The sequence below is a fragment of the Streptomyces sp. SS8 genome (genome assembly GCF_054072955.1).
Genome location: NZ_JBSVCZ010000050.1, coordinates 1 through 16,098, shown reverse-complemented (window position 1 = coordinate 16,098; position 16,098 = coordinate 1). Strand labels below are relative to the sequence as shown.

The following is a 16,098-nucleotide window of genomic DNA, read 5'->3' as shown; positions in this document are numbered from 1 at the left end:
AAAAACACACCACCCCCGGAAGGCGAGGAACCGGCCCGTGCACGACGAGTGGGAGGGACCGAAAATTCGCGCACGCGCAGCGGTGCGGCACACGGCGACGGGCCTGACGGTGGAGCAGGTCCAGAAGGCCACGGACGAGGCGTGCATGCGGGAGCGGATTCGCTCGAAGGTCTGCGAGAGTGACGAGGATGCCCGCGCTATCGGTATCGCGGTGGCCGAGCACACCGAATGGCGCCGCATCGGATACGTGATGGAGGAAGAGGGCCTGGGGACTTACGAGCCGGAGCGTGATCCCACGGCGGTGCGGTGGGCGCGCGAGGGGCAGGCCGCTCGCCTGGAGCGGGCTCGAGGGGAGGAGGCCGTGCGGGAGCGCCGGGCGCAGGCCCGGCAGGATCGCGCCGGTGAGCTGGTGCTGGATTTCCCGCTGGATGCGGAGACCTCCCGGCAACTGCGGACCTATGCCGCCACTCAGGGCGTCACCCCGCAGCGCCTGGTCGGCCTGCTCGCCGAGCGCGCCCGCACCACCAGCGAAGGACTGATCGAGGTGACACCGTTCGCCGCGAGTGACACCGAGAGGTGACCTGACAGGAATTCAAGCCTGTTCTTCTGCGGAACGCATTCGCATCGACTTCCGGACACGAAAAAGCGCAGACCGCATCAAGAGGAAAAGGAAAAGGACGGGAGGGATCTTCGTGGCGGGTATCAGGCTTCGGCCGCATCAAGTGGAAGCGGTCGACGCGATTGTCCGGGCGCTGGAATACCGCGCAGGACGCGAAGTGCCGGCGGAGGGGTTGCGGGCCACGGCGGTAGCCGCCACCGGAGCGGGCAAGACCCTGATCGCCGCCGAGGCCGCGCGCCGCCTGGAACCGCGGGGTCGGGTGCTGGTCATGGTGCCCACCCTGGACCTGCTCACCCAGACGGTCCAGGCGTGGCGGATGGCCGGCCACACCGGCCCGGCGGTCGCGGTGTGCTCCCTGGAAGGAGACAAGGCGCTGGAGGCGTTGGGGGTGCGGTGCACCACCAACCCGATCCGGTTGGCACTGTGGGCAGGGACCGGGCCGGCGGTCGTGTTCGCCACCTACGCCTCTCTCGCGCCCCGCCAGGACCCCAGCCCGGACGATCCCGGCGGGGAGCCGGTCCAGGTGCCCGGACCGCTGGAGGCCGCCCTCCAGGGCGCCTACGGGCAGCAACTGGCACCGTTCGGGCTGGCGGTGGTCGATGAGGCGCACCGAACCAGTGGAGATCTGGCCAAGCCCTGGGCCGCCATCCACGACCAAGCACGGATCCCGGCAGCGCGACGGCTGTACCTCACCGCCACACCACGCATCTGGGAGCCTGCCGGACGCTCGGGCGAGACAGAGACCACAGAGGGCGGGAACAGGGCCCAGGAAGCCACAGAGAACCGGGGCGGGACTCAGGAGACCACAGCCCCGAGAGGCACCAGTAAGGCAGCAGAGGGCGCCTCGGAGGCCGTTGCGGCTGTCCCCGGGCAGTTGGTCGCGAGCATGGACGACGAGCGCCTGTACGGGCCACATGTCTTCACGTTCTCCCTCACCGAGGCCATCGACCGGGGCATCCTGGCCCGGTTCGAGATCGACGTCCTCGAGATCCGCCCACCGGACCTGGGCGACGGCGGGAGCGAGGAGGAACGGCGGGGCCGGCGCCTGGCCGCCTTGCAGGCCGCGCTGGTCAAGCACGCCGCTGAGACGGGAGTGCGGTCGCTGATCAGCTTCCACCACCGCACGGTGGAAGCGATGTCTTTCGCGCGGGCCCTGCCGGGCACCGCGGCCCGGCTGCACGAGGAGGATCCGGCGACCTATCCGCGGCGGGTATGGGCCGACTGGCTGTGCGGGGAGCATGAGCCCGCCCACCGCCGGGCGGTGCTGGGCCGGTTCGCCGACGGGGTTGATGAGCAGGGGTGGGAGACCGAGCTGGCGGTGCTGGCGAACGTGCGCGTCCTAGGCGAGGGCGTCGACATCACCGGCCGACGTGGTGTCGACGGTGTCCTCTTCGCGGACGTGCGCGGATCGGCCGTCGACATCGTCCAGGCCGTCGGCCGGGCGCTGCGCCAGAAGCCCGGCCAGGGCAAGGTCGCGCGGTTGGTGGTGCCGGTGTTCTTGGAGCCGGGTGAGGCGCCGGACGACATGCTGGCCTCCGCCTCGTACAAGCCGTTGGTGGCTGTTCTGCAGGGGCTGCGCAGTCACTCGGAGGCGGTCGTGGAGCAGCTGGCGGTTGCGTCCGCGCCCAGTCGCGGTCGGCCCGCGTCGGTGGCCGACCTCGACCCCGCCCGCGGCGGTGGTGGTGGCGAGGGTGGGGATGAGGGAGCACTGGAGGAGGTGCCGCTGCTGCGGTTCTCCACGCCCCGCGACCCGCAGCTGGTCGCGCAGTTCGTGCGCACCCGTGTCATCCGGCCCGAATCCCAGGTCTGGCTCGCCGGCCTCAACGCCCTGCGCACCTGGCACCAGCAACAGAACGGAGACGAGGACGGGGACCAGGGGCACGAGTTCGAGGAGCGCGGCGGTGAGCACGAGGGCCAGGAGCAGGGCGGTGGTGTGGGGCGTGCGGCCAGGCCGGTAGCGGTGCCGCTGGACGCCCGCGTCGGCACCTTCCCCCTCGGGGCATGGATCAGCGAACAGCGGCGTGCCTACCGGGCCGGAACGCTGGCGAAATGGCGGGTGGAGTTGCTGGAGGAGGCCGGGATGGTGTGGTCGGTGCCGGACGCGGCGTTCGAGGAGAACCTCGCCGCGGCACGGGCCTACTTCGCCGTCCACGGCACGCTGTGCGCGCCCCGGACGGCGGTGGCCGAAGGCCGGCCCATCGGTCAGTGGCTCACCAACTGCCGCCGTCCCCAGGGGCTGGGCAAGGACCCGGAGCGGGCGGCGCAGCGGGCCGCCCGGCTGGCCCAGATCGACCCGGACTGGAATCCCGCGGAGAAGGGCTGGACGGTCGACTGGCAGCGGCAGTACGCGGCCGTGCGGGCCTGCATCGACGGCGGCGCCACCCTGGAGGAGATCCGGCCCGGCGTCACCGTCGGCGGGGAGGACGTCGGGCTGTGGCTGGCCCGGCAACGCACCGGATGGCAGCAGCTGGCCGACGGGCAGCGCGAGCGCCTGGAGGCGCTGGGCGTTCATCCGACCGCGGTAGCGCCGGGTCGTGAAGCCGGCGCCGGAGACCAGACAGCGGAAACAGCAGGAACAGTGACAGTGCCCGCCGACACCACACCCTGGGACCGCGCACTCGCCGCACTCCGCCAATACCAGGCACGGGAAGGACACGTGAAAGTGCCCCGCAAGTGGGTCGAAGCCATCCACGACGAGACCGGGCAAGGACACCCGATCAAGCTCGGAGTATGGATCAACAACCAACGCCAGAGGCGAGACAAGCTGGACGCCGAACGCGCCGCCGCGCTGGAGGAGCTGGGGGTGTAAGAATCACAACCAGACACCGAGACCTCTGGCGCTAAATACGTCGCGCGGCTGGGGGCTACTTTTATCAAGTGGCCCCTAGCCGCAGAGGATCATACTGCTCGTTGGTAGATCATGCTCTGCGTACTCCCGGAGGCCAAACCACATGTACGGCGCGGCCAAGCTTGCGCGCGTGAGCCACTGCGTCGGCAGTTCCTCCCAGCCCACGCGATGGTTCACCGTCCCAGATCGCAATTAGCACCTCGCAGTGATTTGCGACCCACTGGCCAGCTGCGTCGTACGCTTCTTCGCTTGGGCTCGAATAGTTGAGGCGCGTCACCTCAGCAGCTTGGTTGAGCAAGGCAAAGTAGGTTCTCTTGTCATCCTCAGAAAATGTGTCCTCATATCCGCTTGCTGGGATGACGACGTGCAAGGATCCCCCCGCAGCAAGTAGCTCGCGAGCGAACAACTGATCGGCGCCTTCGGCGAGGCTGCCAAATCCATTCAACGGTGACGCCGCTTCAGCAAGGAGCTCGCGAATCTTCTCTATAGCGAAGGAAACCGCAGCATTGGGTAGCCCCTGGTGGCCCGTGATACCGATGCGAGTCATACGCGGCCTGCCTGGACGAGTTGCCAATAGTGTTTTCCGAGCGGGGTGAGGACGCACCCTGTGGATCTCATAGCTGCGTAGTAGAGATGCTCCTCTCTAACAGGGTCGATGAGACGGCAGGCGCGGTACTTCTGCAGTCCTGCGAATATGGCCTCATTCTCCGGGTGTTCCGGCTCTTCGGTTGGCTCGTATGAGGGATCGAGCGGGAGCACATAGTCAGGATAGGGGAACCACTGTGTGAGCTTTCGAAGCACTGGCAGCGGAACCCGTGGGTTGCAAACGCGGATGTCGTGAAGTCGGTCGATGTTCGCCTTAAACGTGGGACGCTGTTCCCAGGCTCCGAACGACTCAGCCAGGTAGGCGTACAGGCCCGAGACGTTCACGTGCCCGAGGACATCAGCAGCACCCCCTTCGAGGGCGCCTTCGAAGTAGCTCGAGAACTGGCCCCGTCCCTCTGCTGTTTCTACAGAGACCTGGTCGCTTCTGCTTGCGGTCAGCACTGTCGTACCCTTCGGAAGGAACGACTGATCGGTGCCAAGAGCGGCGATCGTCGCTGCACCGCCGGAGAAACAACAGTCCAGGACTACGACGGTCTCTTTCACATCGCTGCGAACGATGCGTTCAATAACCTCGGTGAACCTGACGCCGGGCGTCACATCGGTACCGTCTGAGGTCACTAGAGTGACGTCACCGTTCTGCGGTGCCCCGTGCCCTGCAAAGTAAAACAGCGCAAAGTCTGATCCGGGGGCCAGAAGACTATCGAGCATGTCGAGCAGCTCGTCGCGCTGGATGGGTTGCCCGGCCTGGGGTGCCGTAGCCAGACGGCAGTCGAAGTTTGGAGAGTCATCTTCGTTTCTGGCTAGCAGCGGGTGTAGAGCAGATACGTCGTTCACACAGCCACCAAGCTGAGGAAAGCTGTCGTATCGGTCGACACCAACCAGAAGTGCGCGCTTCATAGCTCAGACCGAGTCGATGAAGTTGGAAACGTTGTCCCAGGTCCAGGTCTTACACGGCGCCGATCCCATCTGCGCCGGCTTCACGCGATAGTTGTCTTCCAGCCAGATCCCAAGGAGTGGCTTGCCCTCGGAAACAGCGCAGGAAATCTCCCACAGTTGGCCGGTCGCCTTGGGCGTGCTGCTGCTGATGAGCGCGATGACACCGTCGGAACGCCGAATCCGGGTGAGGACACGCTGCTTCCACTCAGTCAGGTACGGCTCCTTCACTGACATGTCGGTGAACTCAAACGGAGTGTCAGGGTGCACTCGCTGACCGGTGAAGAGGTTGCGGGACGCTTCGTCCTCCATCGCGAAGGCCACGAAGATGGTCTTGGTTGTCACAGTCGCTCACTTCTCGGGATGCTGTAAGGGGGTGTGTACTCCAAGTAGGTTATCCCCTACCCCTGACAGCAAGGCTGTTCTTGACGCGATCAGTTTCAACGAGGTAGGGAAGCCGCGCTCGGAAGCACCGGGCATGGCTCGCTGCCAGGATCAGAGAGGTAGGGGTCTCTGCCAGGCAAGTGCCTTGCCTGGCAGAGACGATCCTGGCCCAGGCGACGTGTCAGCGTTGTTCGGTGGAGCGCCTCCTGGCGGCCTTACGCCGCGCTGGCTTCGTCTCGCCCCTCTTCTCCGTACCCACGAGCGCCGGATTAGCGAAGGTGTCAGTGAGGCTGGGAGGAGGCGGGGGCGGAGGTGGAGGAGGCGGGGACTGGTTTCCCTGGTTCTGTGTGTCTGTCATGGCCAGCATTGTGCAGCACGATGGCGACAGTTGAGAGGCAGATCCCGATCACGACGGCGACCAGGCTAACCGTCCACCGTCGCGTCTTCCGCGTGTGCACCTTCCCATTCTTCTCGAACATGCCCACTCTCGTAGCGGCAAGAGCCATCAGCGCTACGCCCTTCGAGGACCGTCCACAATCGTCCAGGACCTTTCGGGGCTCGATGTCTTCGTACTCGGCGAGGTTGAAGATCGAGATACCGAAGCCAACGGCGACCGCATATGCGGCAAAGGCCGCAATACCGGTGTATGACTCAAAGCTTCGGGAAGCCAGAAACTGCGTGGCTGTGGCCGCGAACCCCACCAGGAAGATCGCCTTCGTGTCTACCTTCGCGCCTGACTCCGCCTGCCGCACCATGCGCGCCGCGATCTCAGCATTGATCAGCTCCAGGGTCGCCTCCTGGGCCTCAAGATCCTGCGGTGTCATCGTCATGCCCTGAGCGTACGAGGCAGGGCTGACCTCCTGTGTCGCCTCTTCGAGAGATGTGTTGTCTCCGCAAGTCAGCGTGCGTGACAGGCAGGCGTGACGCTCGGCGAGCGAAGTGGTGAAGCGGGCTGCCTCCCAGATTCACAGCCGAGCTGGGAGGCAGCGAAAGGTGAGCGCCAACGGCGGCTGGGGTCCCCTGCGGGGCGCGAGCGTCGCCTATCGTTCGATTCCCGTCGAACGGTTTCTTCCAAATTTGGAAGACTAGCTCTCTGTCTCTGTGGCCTGGTCTTCTGTCTTCTCGCGGTCCTTCATCCAGCGCCGAACGGCTCGGTAGACACGGTCGTCTTCCGGGTCGGCGAACGCTTCTGCCAGTGCCCGGTTCAGTTCCCCGGTGGAGAAGCGGCTTCGTTTGAGGTCGTCGGCGAGTTGGAGAGCGCGCTGCTTCACCGCTTGGCGCAGTTGGGTGTCGGCAGGCGTCACGGTCTTTCCCGTGCTCTTGTCTCCCTCCCCCTCGTTCGAGTCGTCTTCGGAGGCGGTGAGGACTCGCTGGGCCTGTCGGTGGATCTGCTGCGCGGGGTCGTCTCCCTCGCCGGGGCCGGGCAATTCCCGGACGACCTGGGTGATGGCGGCGGCGGTGACCCTGGGCAGGGAGTCGCGCAGCAGGGCGTGGAGGGTGGCGGCGGCTTCGACGCCGTAGCGGTCCACGACGGGCAGGAGCGCTTCGACGTGGGAGCGGGTCAGCTTGGGGACGTCGTGCAGGAGGCGGTGGGCCAGCGGCCAGCCGTTCATCATGCGGTAGGCGTCGGCCGGGGTGATGTCCCAGGTGTCGAGGAACGCTTCGAAGGTGGGGTGGTCCGCGCGGTAGAGGCGGCGCTTGTTGATGGTCTCCAGCGCCTTGCCGGTGAGCCAGAACGAGGCGTGGTGCTGTTGGAGGACTGTCTGGCAGGTGGTGAGGTCCGCGCGTTCGGCCTCGGTGAGGGCGGCCGGGTCGGGGCCGGTTTCGGAGCTGCTGTCTGGGATGGTGTCGAGGGTGAACGGGGCGGTTTCCTGCGCGGCGGGCTTCTTGCGTGCCAGGTTCGCCAGGCCGCGGGAGCGGCGTGGAGGCGCGGACAGGCCGAAGCGATCGGCGGTGGTTTCGGTCTCGGTCATGCGGCGTCCTCTTCAGCGGCGCGAGTCAGGATCTCCCGGGCGAGGTTAGCCAGGTCTTCGGCCACGGAGACGGACGTGGCGGACACCACGGTGGTGTCGGTGCCGGCGCGGCCGGAGCGCAGATCCCAGAACTTGGGGTTGCTGGCTACGGCTTCCTCCAATTCGTGCACCAGGCGGCCGTGGTGGCGCGCGTCCTGTCCGACTGCTTCGGAGTAGCGGACGATGGTGTCGAACAGGTAGGCGTCGTCACCGAGTTCTTCGGCGACCCAGGTGCGGGCCCGACGGTGGATCTGCTTGGAGGCGCTGCCGCTGCCGAAGAGCACAACGCCCAGGAGCCGCAGGTGGGGTTGACTGCTTTGCGGACCAGTTGGAACTGGCGGGAGATGCTGCCCAGTTGGACGCGAGGGTGGTCTTCCCGACGCCGCCTTTGCCGTTGGCGACGACGTAGGTGTTGGCCAGGGCCTCCCAGTCGATGGGAGGCACGTCATCGTCATCGAGCATGGCCGTCTCTCCTGTCGTGTCTGCTGCGTCGCCCCGCATCGTCCCACGCCCGGGGGTACGGGCAGCAGAGTCCGGACGGGCCTGTGCAGGCCGGTCGGAGAGCAGCGCCCCGAACGCACGAAAGGCCCCTCGCGCGGGCGCCGGAGCGTCCGTGCGAGGGGCCTTGTGGCTCACAGGGGAAGTGCGGTGAGGGCAGCGGCCGCGGCGAGGTGGGCCAGGCCGGTGAGGATGCGCTGGTCGGAGCCATGGAGCCGGCGCGAGCGCCGTCGCTTCCCATGCTGAGCGGGAGTTCGAATCTCGTCACCCGTTCCACAGAGAAACCCCAGTTCATCGGCCTGGGGTTTGTTTGTTGTCCGGACCGTATCCAGGGCTTCGTGCCCTCCGCGTGCCCTGAGTCGCAACCGAGCCTGGCCACCACCAGCACGAACAGCCGAAACGGCCCGCCGAAGACACCGGCGGACCGTCACGAAGGATCGAGGCTGGCGGCTCGTCGCAACCGAACCGTGCGGCCGCCGCCTCGAAGCTCTACTGCCTCTTGATCAGGTGGACGACCCCGAGCAGAAACGCGGCGGGGTAAGCCCGACGGAGCCCGCCATGCTGGCCGTCGAGAACATATTGTCCGCGCTCTCGGTCCCAGTCGCCGTCTGCCAGTGCGGCCCTGATGTCACCGCCCATGTGGTTCCAACTGTTGATGACCTCGGCATGTGCGCCAACCTGCCATGCACCATCCTGGCGAAGCGCGTTGTAGACCTCGCGGTTAACGATCCCGTTACGGGCGGTTTCCGCGAGTGTGACGGCCATGATCTCCAGTGCGCCCTGGAGCGCACTGCCCCGGCCTGTGTCGGTGTTGTGCAACAGGTTGTCGACGGCTGCCTGAATTCCGCTTCGATCGACCGTGATTGTCTCGAGGCGACGATAGGTCTCGGGAAAGCCGAGCTCAACTCTGTTGTGCGCACTTCGGATGAGTCCGGGGGGAACCCCGGCTCCCCGGAAGTGGTAAAGAGTGTTGTTGGACCGCCGATAGAATCCCCGGATGTACAGGTCTTCCGGGTCCACCACGAGCTCAACGTCATCGGCATCGGCGCCGTTGAGGTGGCCGACCCCCACAAAGCCCCAGTTCCGATTTCCCACACCGCCCCTTCCGATGAGCATATGGGTGAACCCGTGAGGCCCGACCGGTGTCGGATCGGAATCCGCGAAGTTCGCGCGCATCCTGAAGATCAACCTCTGAACCTCAAGAGCGAAGTCCAGTGCGGGGTCGGACTGCTCCACGCTCGTCGTGCGCATTGCCACCCGAGCAGGGGCTTCTGTCGCCGCCACCGCGGAGCCGGGGTGGATCCACGAGGTGGAAAGCATCAGCGTGGTGATTCCGGCCACGGCGCGAATCCAGAACCGAGTGATTCCTTTCGGGGCGCTCACGAGACGAACTCCGCCTCGGCACGCAGTGTGCCCTTGAAGACCCATCCGCCTTTGGACCAGTACTTGATGGTGAATTTCTTGCCAGGTTTCAGGTCGCCTGTGTTGACGAACGTCGCCCCATAGGCGCCGTCGCAGTGATTCTCCTTCTTGGGGCACACCCAGTTCCATGCCACCCGCGAGCCACCCTCGAGGATCTCGATCCAGTCCCACTCCGAGTACGGGTTGCGGTGGGAAGGGCCGCTCCAGTGAACGGATACACCGGTCATGCCAGTTGCCTGCCCTGGTGCCGCGTCGACGATCAGGAAGTCCGTGTTGATGGCTCGCGAGAGACCCGTGTCGGATACCGCTGAAGATCGCGCGGACAACGAAGCGTGGTCCGTCGCGGCCTGTTCCTCACCTCGGTGACGCTCCTCGGCGGCGGGCACGCCAGGCTCGGCATTGACCTGTCCCACCGAACTGCCAGGCCCCGAAGCAACGCTTGCCGTGGCCGCGACGATGACAAAGGCGCCGGCTGCAATCATGCGCCGAACGTTCATTCTTTTCATACAGTTTTCCCTCGCTTCGGGGACGGGGCCGTCCCATCCCGATCAGTGCGGCGTCTGCTCCACCGCTGCACCGAAGACTCGCCGCTACTCGTACCTCCACCAGAAGGCATCCCGTCCGCACTGTTTCCGGAGCAGCTATTCCCGAACACGTGTCCGTGCTCGTCGCTGCCGCACTGTGGAAGTCGCATCGGTCGTCGCCTGTGGGAGACGTCAGCCGGCGGACCGCTGCACGGAAATGGAGGCGGTCTTGCCGTGGTGGCCATCCCACCTTGACCGAAGCGGCCCTCACATCACCAGCGGTCCGAGGGGGAATGGGATATCAGAACGTTCCACCCCGGTTGTCCTGCAGGGATGCGGATCGGTGGGATAGCCTCTGAAGCAACACAGCACGGCAAGATGCCCGGATCCCGGACATCAGATAAACAGGGGCAGTTGTGACGGATACCGAAGTGGGTGGCTTGGCGGAGCTTCTCCAGGAGCTGAAGGAGCGCACTCCCTTCAGCTACAGCGCCCTTGCCAAGCGGCTGAGGATGAGCCCCTCCACACTCCACCGGTACTGCCGCGGCGCCAGCGTGCCCGCCGACTACGCTCCCATCGAGCGCTTCGCCCGCCTGTGCAAGGCCACCCCCGCCGAACTGAGCGAGTTGCACCGCCGATGGGCCAGGGCATACGCACACCGCGCATCCTCCGTGCCGACAGCTCCCGTCACCCGAGATACGCAGACCGACTCCCGGCACACGGTGCCGCTCGCTGACCGGCCGGACGGCGCAGTCCCTCCGATGTCACTTGGCCCGGCCGCCTCCCTGGAGATCCGGCAGGACGTTCCACGGGTCCCCACGCGTCGGACCGTTGTCCTCGGCGCAGTCGCCGCTATCGTCGCGGCCAGCGTGTCCACCGGCATATACCTGACGCGGGACAGCACACCCGAACCGGTTGCCGCGTGGCCGCTCAACGAGCGTGGAGAAGCGAAGGTCGCGAAGGACACCGCAGGCAGCTACGACGGCACTGCGACAGCGGTGGGCTGGGGCAACGGCAGCAGTCGGGCCGCCCTATTCGACGGTCGCAGCAGCCTGGTGACCACCGCCGGGCCGGTACTCAAGACCGGCCCGGGCCACAGCTACACCGTCTCCGCATGGGCATGGCTCGACACACCGGATCCGGCATCGGAGTTCGCCACCGTCGTCAGCCAGTCCGCAGGGGACCTGACCGCTTTCTTCTTGCAGTACTGGGCGACACCCAATCGCTGGGCTTTCTCCGGGCCTAAGGACGCGTTTCGCGTGCAGTCATCCGTCGAAGCCATACCCCATCGCTGGACGCACCTTGTCGGCGTGTGCGACAGAGGCACGCTGACTCTTCACGTCGACGGAAAACAGGTCGGCGCGGACGACAGCGTGAACATTGCTGTGCCCGAGTCAGAAGCAGACCAACTGATCATCGGAGGCGCCGGCCTCGCGCGCGAGTACGGCGACACGTACAAAGACTTTTTCCCCGGTAGCATCAAGAAAGTCCAGGTCTTCGACAAGGCCCTTACCCCGGACGAGATCAAAGCGCTCGGCTAACTGATCATTTCAGAATGAGGTTCGGAGTCGTCGCAAGTTGACGTGCGCAAGGTACTCGGCATCTGGTTTCGGCGCGTGCCGGAGCATCTTCTCCCCGAAGGGCACGTGAAGGTAGTAGCACCGTGTGACGCCCTGGTGGGCGCGCACCAGGTTCTGCAGCAGTCCCTGCCGTGAACCGGCGCCGGGCCGCAGAGTTGAACAGCGGAGCATGTCCCTGCAGGGCCCGGCGTGCGGAGTGCTTCCGCGGGTTTCTTCCTGCTTCAACCGGCGGTGTCACGAGTGGCTGTGTTGGAGTTGGGCTGCCAGTTCCGCGTCGGGGCGGAGGAACTCGCCGATCTCTTCGTCGCAGTCGGCCTTGAGGCGGCGTACGGCGGCGGTGAGGGAGCGGGAGAGCAGCCCGGTGCCGGGTGGTGTGTGGCCGGGGGCGGTGGTGTCGTCGTGGAGTTCGGTCAGGGTGCGCGAGACCATCCAGGTGGGCCGGGACCAGCGGCCTTCCCAGGAGTGCAGGCGCATCCGGGGGCGGTGGGCGGGTCGGCCGGTGGTCATCTCCAGGCGTTCGAGTTCGGCGGCTTGGGCGGCCCAGTGGTCGGCGTCGCGGAGTTCTCCGCGTTGCATGTGCATCAGGTACAGGCACAGGGCGGAGGTGGTGCTGCCGGCTCCGGCGCTGAACTGCCACCACCACTGGGCGGCTTCGTCCCGGTGGGCGAGGTGGAGCAGGCAGGCGAAGACGAGGGCGCCTTCGGGTTCGACGCGTCCGGCGGTGGCGAGCCAGGCGATGTGCTGGGCGGCGTGGGTGTCGCGGATGACCAGGGTGGAGATGGTGCGCAGGTCCTGGGCGGCCTGGGCGTGCAGGGCCGTGCCCAGGTGGGTGCGCGGGCGGGTCCGGTCCGGGGAGGGGGTGCGGCCCAGGTAGGTGTTGGCGGTGTGGGCGGAGGATTCGCACGACAGGGCGCCTTGCCAGATGGTGGCGGCGATCTCGCGTTCGATCTGGTGGCGGGAGGCGGCGATGTCCTCCTCGGTGACGCGTTCGCCGATCTGGGCGTAGGACAGGAGGTCGTCGATGCTGTGGTCCACCGGTTCCTCACTCCTCATCGTCGCGGTCTCCCCGGTGCTCTACGGGTTCCCGGCCGAGGCCGAGCTGGAGTTCCTTGGCCAGTTTCCTTCGGGCGTGGAAGCAGTGGGAGCGCACGGTTCCCTCGCTGACGCCCATGACCTGGGCGGTGCGTTCGGTGGTGTAGCCGAGTACGTGCTGGAGGATGACCACGTCGAACTGCCGCTCGGGGAGGCGGGCGATGGCGTTGTACAGGCCCAGGGCGGTTTCCATCGCGGCGAACTGCTGGCGGTAGGACTCCAGGACCGCGCGGGTGACCCGGGTCAGCACGGCGGTGTCGCCTATCGCCGCCTGGCGGCCCTGGAGCTCCAGTTCCGCGGCGACGGCCTCTTTGAGGAGTGCCCACGCGCAGGCGGCCGGGTTCTCCTCTTCCATCAGGCCGGCCCAGTTCATCGCCAGGTGCATGAAGACCCGGTGGGCGAGTTGGGAGCCGGTGTGGGCGTCGCCGAGCTGGAGGCGGGCGTATTCGCGGTAGGCGCCGTAGTACTGGCGGTGGAAGGCCCAGAACGCGGCGGGCAGTTGCACGGTCAGTTCGCTGACGGCCGGGTCGGCCAGGGGCTCCGGTTCGAAGCTCACGCCTGCCCCCGCTCGTCGGAGGCCGGGTGGGGCGGCAGGAGCGTGGTTGTCCTGGCGTGTCGGCGGTGGTGGTGCTGTTCGGCCAGTGAGGCGGCGCCGACTCGGACTCCGGTGCCCAGCAGCCACCGGGCCAGGGCGCAGAGGTCGGGGGTGAACAGGCGCAGTGCGATGGCGATCACCAGCGCGCTGCGGACAGCGTCGTCGATCACGAGAGGTCCTTCTCGTTGGTCTGGGCAGCGCCTGTTCCCCGCACTGGCGCTGGAGAGATTCTTTGCTCTCGGTGACCAGCTAAGCCGTTTGGGTGCCCGATCGTTGAAGCCCCATCCCAGGTTTTTATACGTTAAGCGACCGCCCGGTTACGGCACATGCCAGGCGAAAGCCCTCTTCGTCTGTGCCTCCCCTTCTGTCCCCTCTGACCAGCGGGTTTTCTCCTGCCGCTTCCCGGCAGCTGATCGCTGCTCCGGGCTGGCTGTTCGCCTCGACGCCAGTCGCGTGATCCACGTCACATGGCTGGCGTCCTCGCTCCCGTCATGCGTCGTGGGGGTGCTTACGGCGTAAGCACCCCCACGATGTCGCGTCGGCCGCGGTGCGGGACGGCTCGGATCAGTAGCTACGTCATGAGCAGTTCGATCAGCTTCTCCAGCTGGTCTGCGGTCAGGCGGCTGCGGAGATCCTCTGCCAGAGCTGGCAGGTCTTTCTCCTGTACCGGCGGAGGCGAGAAGGACGCGTCCGTGGTGACGTCCGGCTTCTTCCCCTCGCCCGAGCCTGGCGCAGGGGAGGTGGTGCTTACGACGTAAGCACCACGGGAGAGCTGTCGTCGGCGCTTCTTGTTCTCCGTGCGCTCTGTGAGGGCTTCCTGGGCGGCGTCGTGCTGCTGTTGCTCGGGGAGCTGCCCGACGCGGCGGGCCACCTCGACCGGGAGGCTCTTGTCTTCGACGGCCTTCTGCAGGTCGGGGATGAGCTTCAGAAGGGCCAGGCGCTGAGTGACCCACCCGCTGGACTTGCCGAGGGCTCTGGCGACGGCGCGCTGGGAGCCGTGGACTTCGACCAGGCGCTGGAGTGCTTTGGCTTCGTCGAGCGGGTCGAGGTTCTCGTGCTGGACGGCCGCGGTGAGGGCGGTCTCCAGGAGGGTGTCGGCGTTCTCGGCGAGGGAGTCGTCGATGTGGACGGGGACGTCGTCGAGGCCGGCGAGTTTGGCGCCCTCGAGGCGGCGGTTGCCATCGACGACGACGTACTCGGCAGGGTCGAGGGCGTCGTCGTGGTCGGGGTGGGCTTCGAGGAAGGCCTGGCGGGTGACGACGGTGAGGGGTTGGATGACGCCTCGCCCGGTGAGGCTGTCGGCCATCTCCTCGATGGCCTTGAGTTCTTCCCTCGGGTTGTAGGGGTTGCGGGCGAGCTGGTCGACGCGGAGCCGCGGGGTGTCCAGGCCGGTGCTGGTGTCGTCTGTGCTGGTGGTGTTGTGGCCGGCGAACGCGGCGAAGGAGGCGGCTCGGCTGCTGAGGGGCTGGGCGACCGCGTCGAAGGTGGCGGATCCGCCGAGGGCGTCGGCCTTGCTCATGCGAGCCCCCTGGCGATCTGGCGCATGTTGTGGGCTTGGTCGGATTCAGGTGCGTAGCCAAGGAGTGGCTTCTGCAGCCGGACTGCTTCGCGTTGTTCCTTGAGGTCGGGGATGACCGCGAGGACGGGCGGGGTGCCCAGGGCCTTCCACTTCTCCAGGGAGGAGGTGGCGATGAAACCGCGGCGGGAGTCGTACTTGTTGACGACCAGGCCGAGCTGGTCGACGTCGACGTCGTAGTCCTTGACCAGGGAGACGACCTGGTTGATGAGCATGCCGTAGGCCTGGGCGGAGGTGTCTTCGGCTTCCACGGGGATGACGAGGCCGGAGGAGCCGGGCTTCTCGCCGTCGCGGCGGCGTCCGTAGTAGATGCCGGCGTCCATGGCGAGCCCGAGGCTGGGCGGGGAGTCGATGACGATGACGTCGAAGTGGTCCTCGAGCGGGGAGAGGGCGCGTTCGAGGGCGGCGTGCCGGGGGCCGCGGAAGATGGTGAGGCCGGAGTCCAGGAGGAAGGCGTCGAACGCGGCCGGGAGGATGTGGAGGCGGTCGGCGAACCGCTTGCCCTCTATGGCGACGGTGAGGTCGAGCAGGGAGTGCTTGGCCTGGTCGCGGTTGAGCATGTGGGTGACCAGGCTTTCCTGGCCGGCGGGGATGGCTCTGAGGCCGAGCTGGTGGGAGAGGTGGCCTTGTGGGTCGTAGTCGACGAGGAGGACTCGCTGTCCGTCCTCGGCGAGGGCTTGGGCGAGGCCGGCGGAGATGGCGGTTTTCCCGACGCCGCCTTTCTGGTTGCAGACGATGAGGCGCCGCGTGGGCTGCTTGTCCCCGGCTGGGTTCTCGTCGAGCCAGAGGGCGATGGCTTGGGCGAGGCCTTGGATGTAGGAGACGCCGCGGGCGCTGCAGTCCTGCTTGAAGGAGTCGTAGAGCCCTTCGGGCAGCCACGTGCCGAAGGACTCGGCACCAGAGGTGTCGACGGTGGGGAGCGGTTCAGTGCGGGCCTGCCAGGACTGGATGCCGGCGGTGACGGCGTCCTGGACATCGGTGTTGAGCTGCGCTGCCCGGACTTTGAGTGCCTGTCGGAGGGATGCGGGCAGCTTGGATACCAGCTTCTCCCGCTCACCTCCCGGGTTCGGAGTCGCCATGGACGGCAGCATACTGCCGTCCATCACCAGCGGCCGGTATCCGGAGGTCGGTTTCTACACGGCCTGACGTTAGCTCTTCCAAGTTTCTTTCAGGGGTGCTTACGGCGTAAGCACCCCTGGGGACTCTTCGGGACGCGAAGGAGGCTCGGGGTGCTTACGCCGTAAGCACTCACAACGCAAAAGGGCCCCGCGCGGACGCCATCTGGCGTCCGCGCGGGGGCCCCGAGGGTGAGCGGCGGTTATAGGGGGGGTTGTTGGGCCCCCGGGCCGCGCCGACGAGGGGCGGGGGTGGAACAGAACCCCCCCCCCCGAGGGGTTGTTGTGTGGGGG

Annotated in this window: 16 protein-coding genes; 3 read left to right on the top strand and 13 right to left on the bottom strand. The window is 66.8% G+C overall.

All coding sequences use genetic code 11. The features are described from left to right. The first annotated feature begins 37 nt into the window (after positions 1-37). Together ACW69E_RS27530 and ACW69E_RS27525 are read left to right on the top strand one after the other, a co-directional pair. Entirely contained in the window at positions 38-580 is a 543-nt protein-coding gene (locus ACW69E_RS27530) for a hypothetical protein (protein WP_457500998.1), read from the top strand. 112 nt (positions 581-692) lie between these two features. Next, a complete protein-coding gene (locus tag ACW69E_RS27525; RefSeq protein ID WP_457500997.1) occupies positions 693-3,428 on the top strand; it encodes a Helicase associated domain protein in 2,736 nt (911 codons plus the stop codon). 109 nt (positions 3,429-3,537) lie between these two features. Here ACW69E_RS27525 and ACW69E_RS27520 read toward each other — a convergent pair whose 3' ends face one another. The 8 genes from ACW69E_RS27520 to ACW69E_RS27485 form a co-directional block, all read right to left on the bottom strand. Then, complete coding sequence (locus tag ACW69E_RS27520; RefSeq protein ID WP_457500996.1) at positions 3,538-4,014, bottom strand: hypothetical protein; 477 nt, start codon at positions 4,012-4,014, stop codon at positions 3,538-3,540. Then, positions 4,011-4,970 carry a caspase family protein gene (locus ACW69E_RS27515; protein ID WP_457500995.1) on the bottom strand — a complete coding sequence of 320 codons (960 nt, stop codon included), beginning with the start codon at positions 4,968-4,970 and terminating at the stop codon, positions 4,011-4,013. Before ACW69E_RS27515 ends, ACW69E_RS27520 begins: the two co-directional genes overlap by 4 nt. A 3-nt stretch (positions 4,971-4,973) precedes the next feature. After that, complete coding sequence (locus tag ACW69E_RS27510; protein ID WP_436734381.1) at positions 4,974-5,351, bottom strand: TIR domain-containing protein; 378 nt, start codon at positions 5,349-5,351, stop codon at positions 4,974-4,976. Positions 5,352-5,671: 320 nt separating this feature from the next. Further along, entirely contained in the window at positions 5,672-6,220 is a 549-nt protein-coding gene (locus ACW69E_RS27505) for a hypothetical protein (RefSeq protein WP_457500994.1), read from the bottom strand. A 255-nt stretch (positions 6,221-6,475) separates the two neighbouring features. Next, the gene (locus tag ACW69E_RS27500) at positions 6,476-7,363 is read right to left on the bottom strand and encodes a hypothetical protein (protein WP_457500993.1); all 888 of its coding nucleotides are present in this window, start codon (positions 7,361-7,363) and stop codon (positions 6,476-6,478) included. Beyond that, positions 7,360-7,686, bottom strand: a complete 327-nt coding sequence (locus ACW69E_RS27495; RefSeq protein ID WP_457500992.1) for a hypothetical protein — start codon at positions 7,684-7,686, stop codon at positions 7,360-7,362. The genes ACW69E_RS27500 and ACW69E_RS27495 overlap by 4 nt, the downstream gene beginning before the upstream one ends. 703 nt (positions 7,687-8,389) lie before the next feature. After that, a complete protein-coding gene (locus ACW69E_RS27490; protein ID WP_457500991.1) occupies positions 8,390-9,283 on the bottom strand; it encodes a ribosome-inactivating family protein in 894 nt (297 codons plus the stop codon). Next, a complete protein-coding gene (locus tag ACW69E_RS27485) occupies positions 9,280-9,828 on the bottom strand; it encodes a hypothetical protein (protein WP_457500990.1) in 549 nt (182 codons plus the stop codon). Before ACW69E_RS27485 ends, ACW69E_RS27490 begins: the two co-directional genes overlap by 4 nt. Before the next feature lie 449 nt (positions 9,829-10,277). Here ACW69E_RS27485 and ACW69E_RS27480 point away from each other — a divergent pair, with 449 nt between their 5' ends. Continuing rightward, positions 10,278-11,387, top strand: a complete 1,110-nt coding sequence (locus ACW69E_RS27480; RefSeq protein WP_457500999.1) for a LamG-like jellyroll fold domain-containing protein — start codon at positions 10,278-10,280, stop codon at positions 11,385-11,387. A 273-nt stretch (positions 11,388-11,660) separates the two neighbouring features. Here the strand turns inward: ACW69E_RS27480 and ACW69E_RS27475 are convergent, their stop codons facing one another. The 5 genes from ACW69E_RS27475 to ACW69E_RS27455 form a co-directional block, all read right to left on the bottom strand. Then, a complete protein-coding gene (locus ACW69E_RS27475; RefSeq protein WP_457500989.1) occupies positions 11,661-12,479 on the bottom strand; it encodes a hypothetical protein in 819 nt (272 codons plus the stop codon). Further along, positions 12,469-13,074 (bottom strand): RNA polymerase sigma factor, encoded by a 606-nt coding sequence (locus ACW69E_RS27470; RefSeq protein ID WP_457500988.1) that lies wholly within the window; start codon positions 13,072-13,074, stop codon positions 12,469-12,471. Before ACW69E_RS27470 ends, ACW69E_RS27475 begins: the two co-directional genes overlap by 11 nt. Next, the gene (locus ACW69E_RS27465) at positions 13,071-13,283 is read right to left on the bottom strand and encodes a hypothetical protein (protein WP_457500987.1); all 213 of its coding nucleotides are present in this window, start codon (positions 13,281-13,283) and stop codon (positions 13,071-13,073) included. The genes ACW69E_RS27470 and ACW69E_RS27465 overlap by 4 nt, the downstream gene beginning before the upstream one ends. Before the next feature lie 401 nt (positions 13,284-13,684). Beyond that, a complete protein-coding gene (locus ACW69E_RS27460) occupies positions 13,685-14,632 on the bottom strand; it encodes a ParB/RepB/Spo0J family partition protein (protein WP_457500986.1) in 948 nt (315 codons plus the stop codon). Next, positions 14,629-15,768 (bottom strand): ParA family protein, encoded by a 1,140-nt coding sequence (locus ACW69E_RS27455; RefSeq protein ID WP_412722245.1) that lies wholly within the window; start codon positions 15,766-15,768, stop codon positions 14,629-14,631. The genes ACW69E_RS27460 and ACW69E_RS27455 overlap by 4 nt, the downstream gene beginning before the upstream one ends. Positions 15,769-16,098 lie beyond the last annotated feature (330 nt).

Excerpts from the sequence above, each read along its gene's own strand:
- ACW69E_RS27455 (WP_412722245.1), bottom strand. The coding sequence starts at position 15,768 with ATGGCGACTCCGAACCCGGGAGGTGAGCGGGAGAAGCTGGTATCCAAG.
- ACW69E_RS27475 (WP_457500989.1), bottom strand. The coding sequence starts at position 12,479 with ATGAGGAGTGAGGAACCGGTGGACCACAGCATCGACGACCTCCTGTCC.
- ACW69E_RS27485 (WP_457500990.1), bottom strand. The coding sequence starts at position 9,828 with ATGAAAAGAATGAACGTTCGGCGCATGATTGCAGCCGGCGCCTTTGTC.
- ACW69E_RS27460 (WP_457500986.1), bottom strand. The coding sequence starts at position 14,632 with ATGAGCAAGGCCGACGCCCTCGGCGGATCCGCCACCTTCGACGCGGTC.
- ACW69E_RS27500 (WP_457500993.1), bottom strand. The coding sequence starts at position 7,363 with ATGACCGAGACCGAAACCACCGCCGATCGCTTCGGCCTGTCCGCGCCT.
- ACW69E_RS27520 (WP_457500996.1), bottom strand. The coding sequence starts at position 4,014 with ATGACTCGCATCGGTATCACGGGCCACCAGGGGCTACCCAATGCTGCG.
- ACW69E_RS27505 (WP_457500994.1), bottom strand. The coding sequence starts at position 6,220 with ATGACGATGACACCGCAGGATCTTGAGGCCCAGGAGGCGACCCTGGAG.
- ACW69E_RS27515 (WP_457500995.1), bottom strand. The coding sequence starts at position 4,970 with ATGAAGCGCGCACTTCTGGTTGGTGTCGACCGATACGACAGCTTTCCT.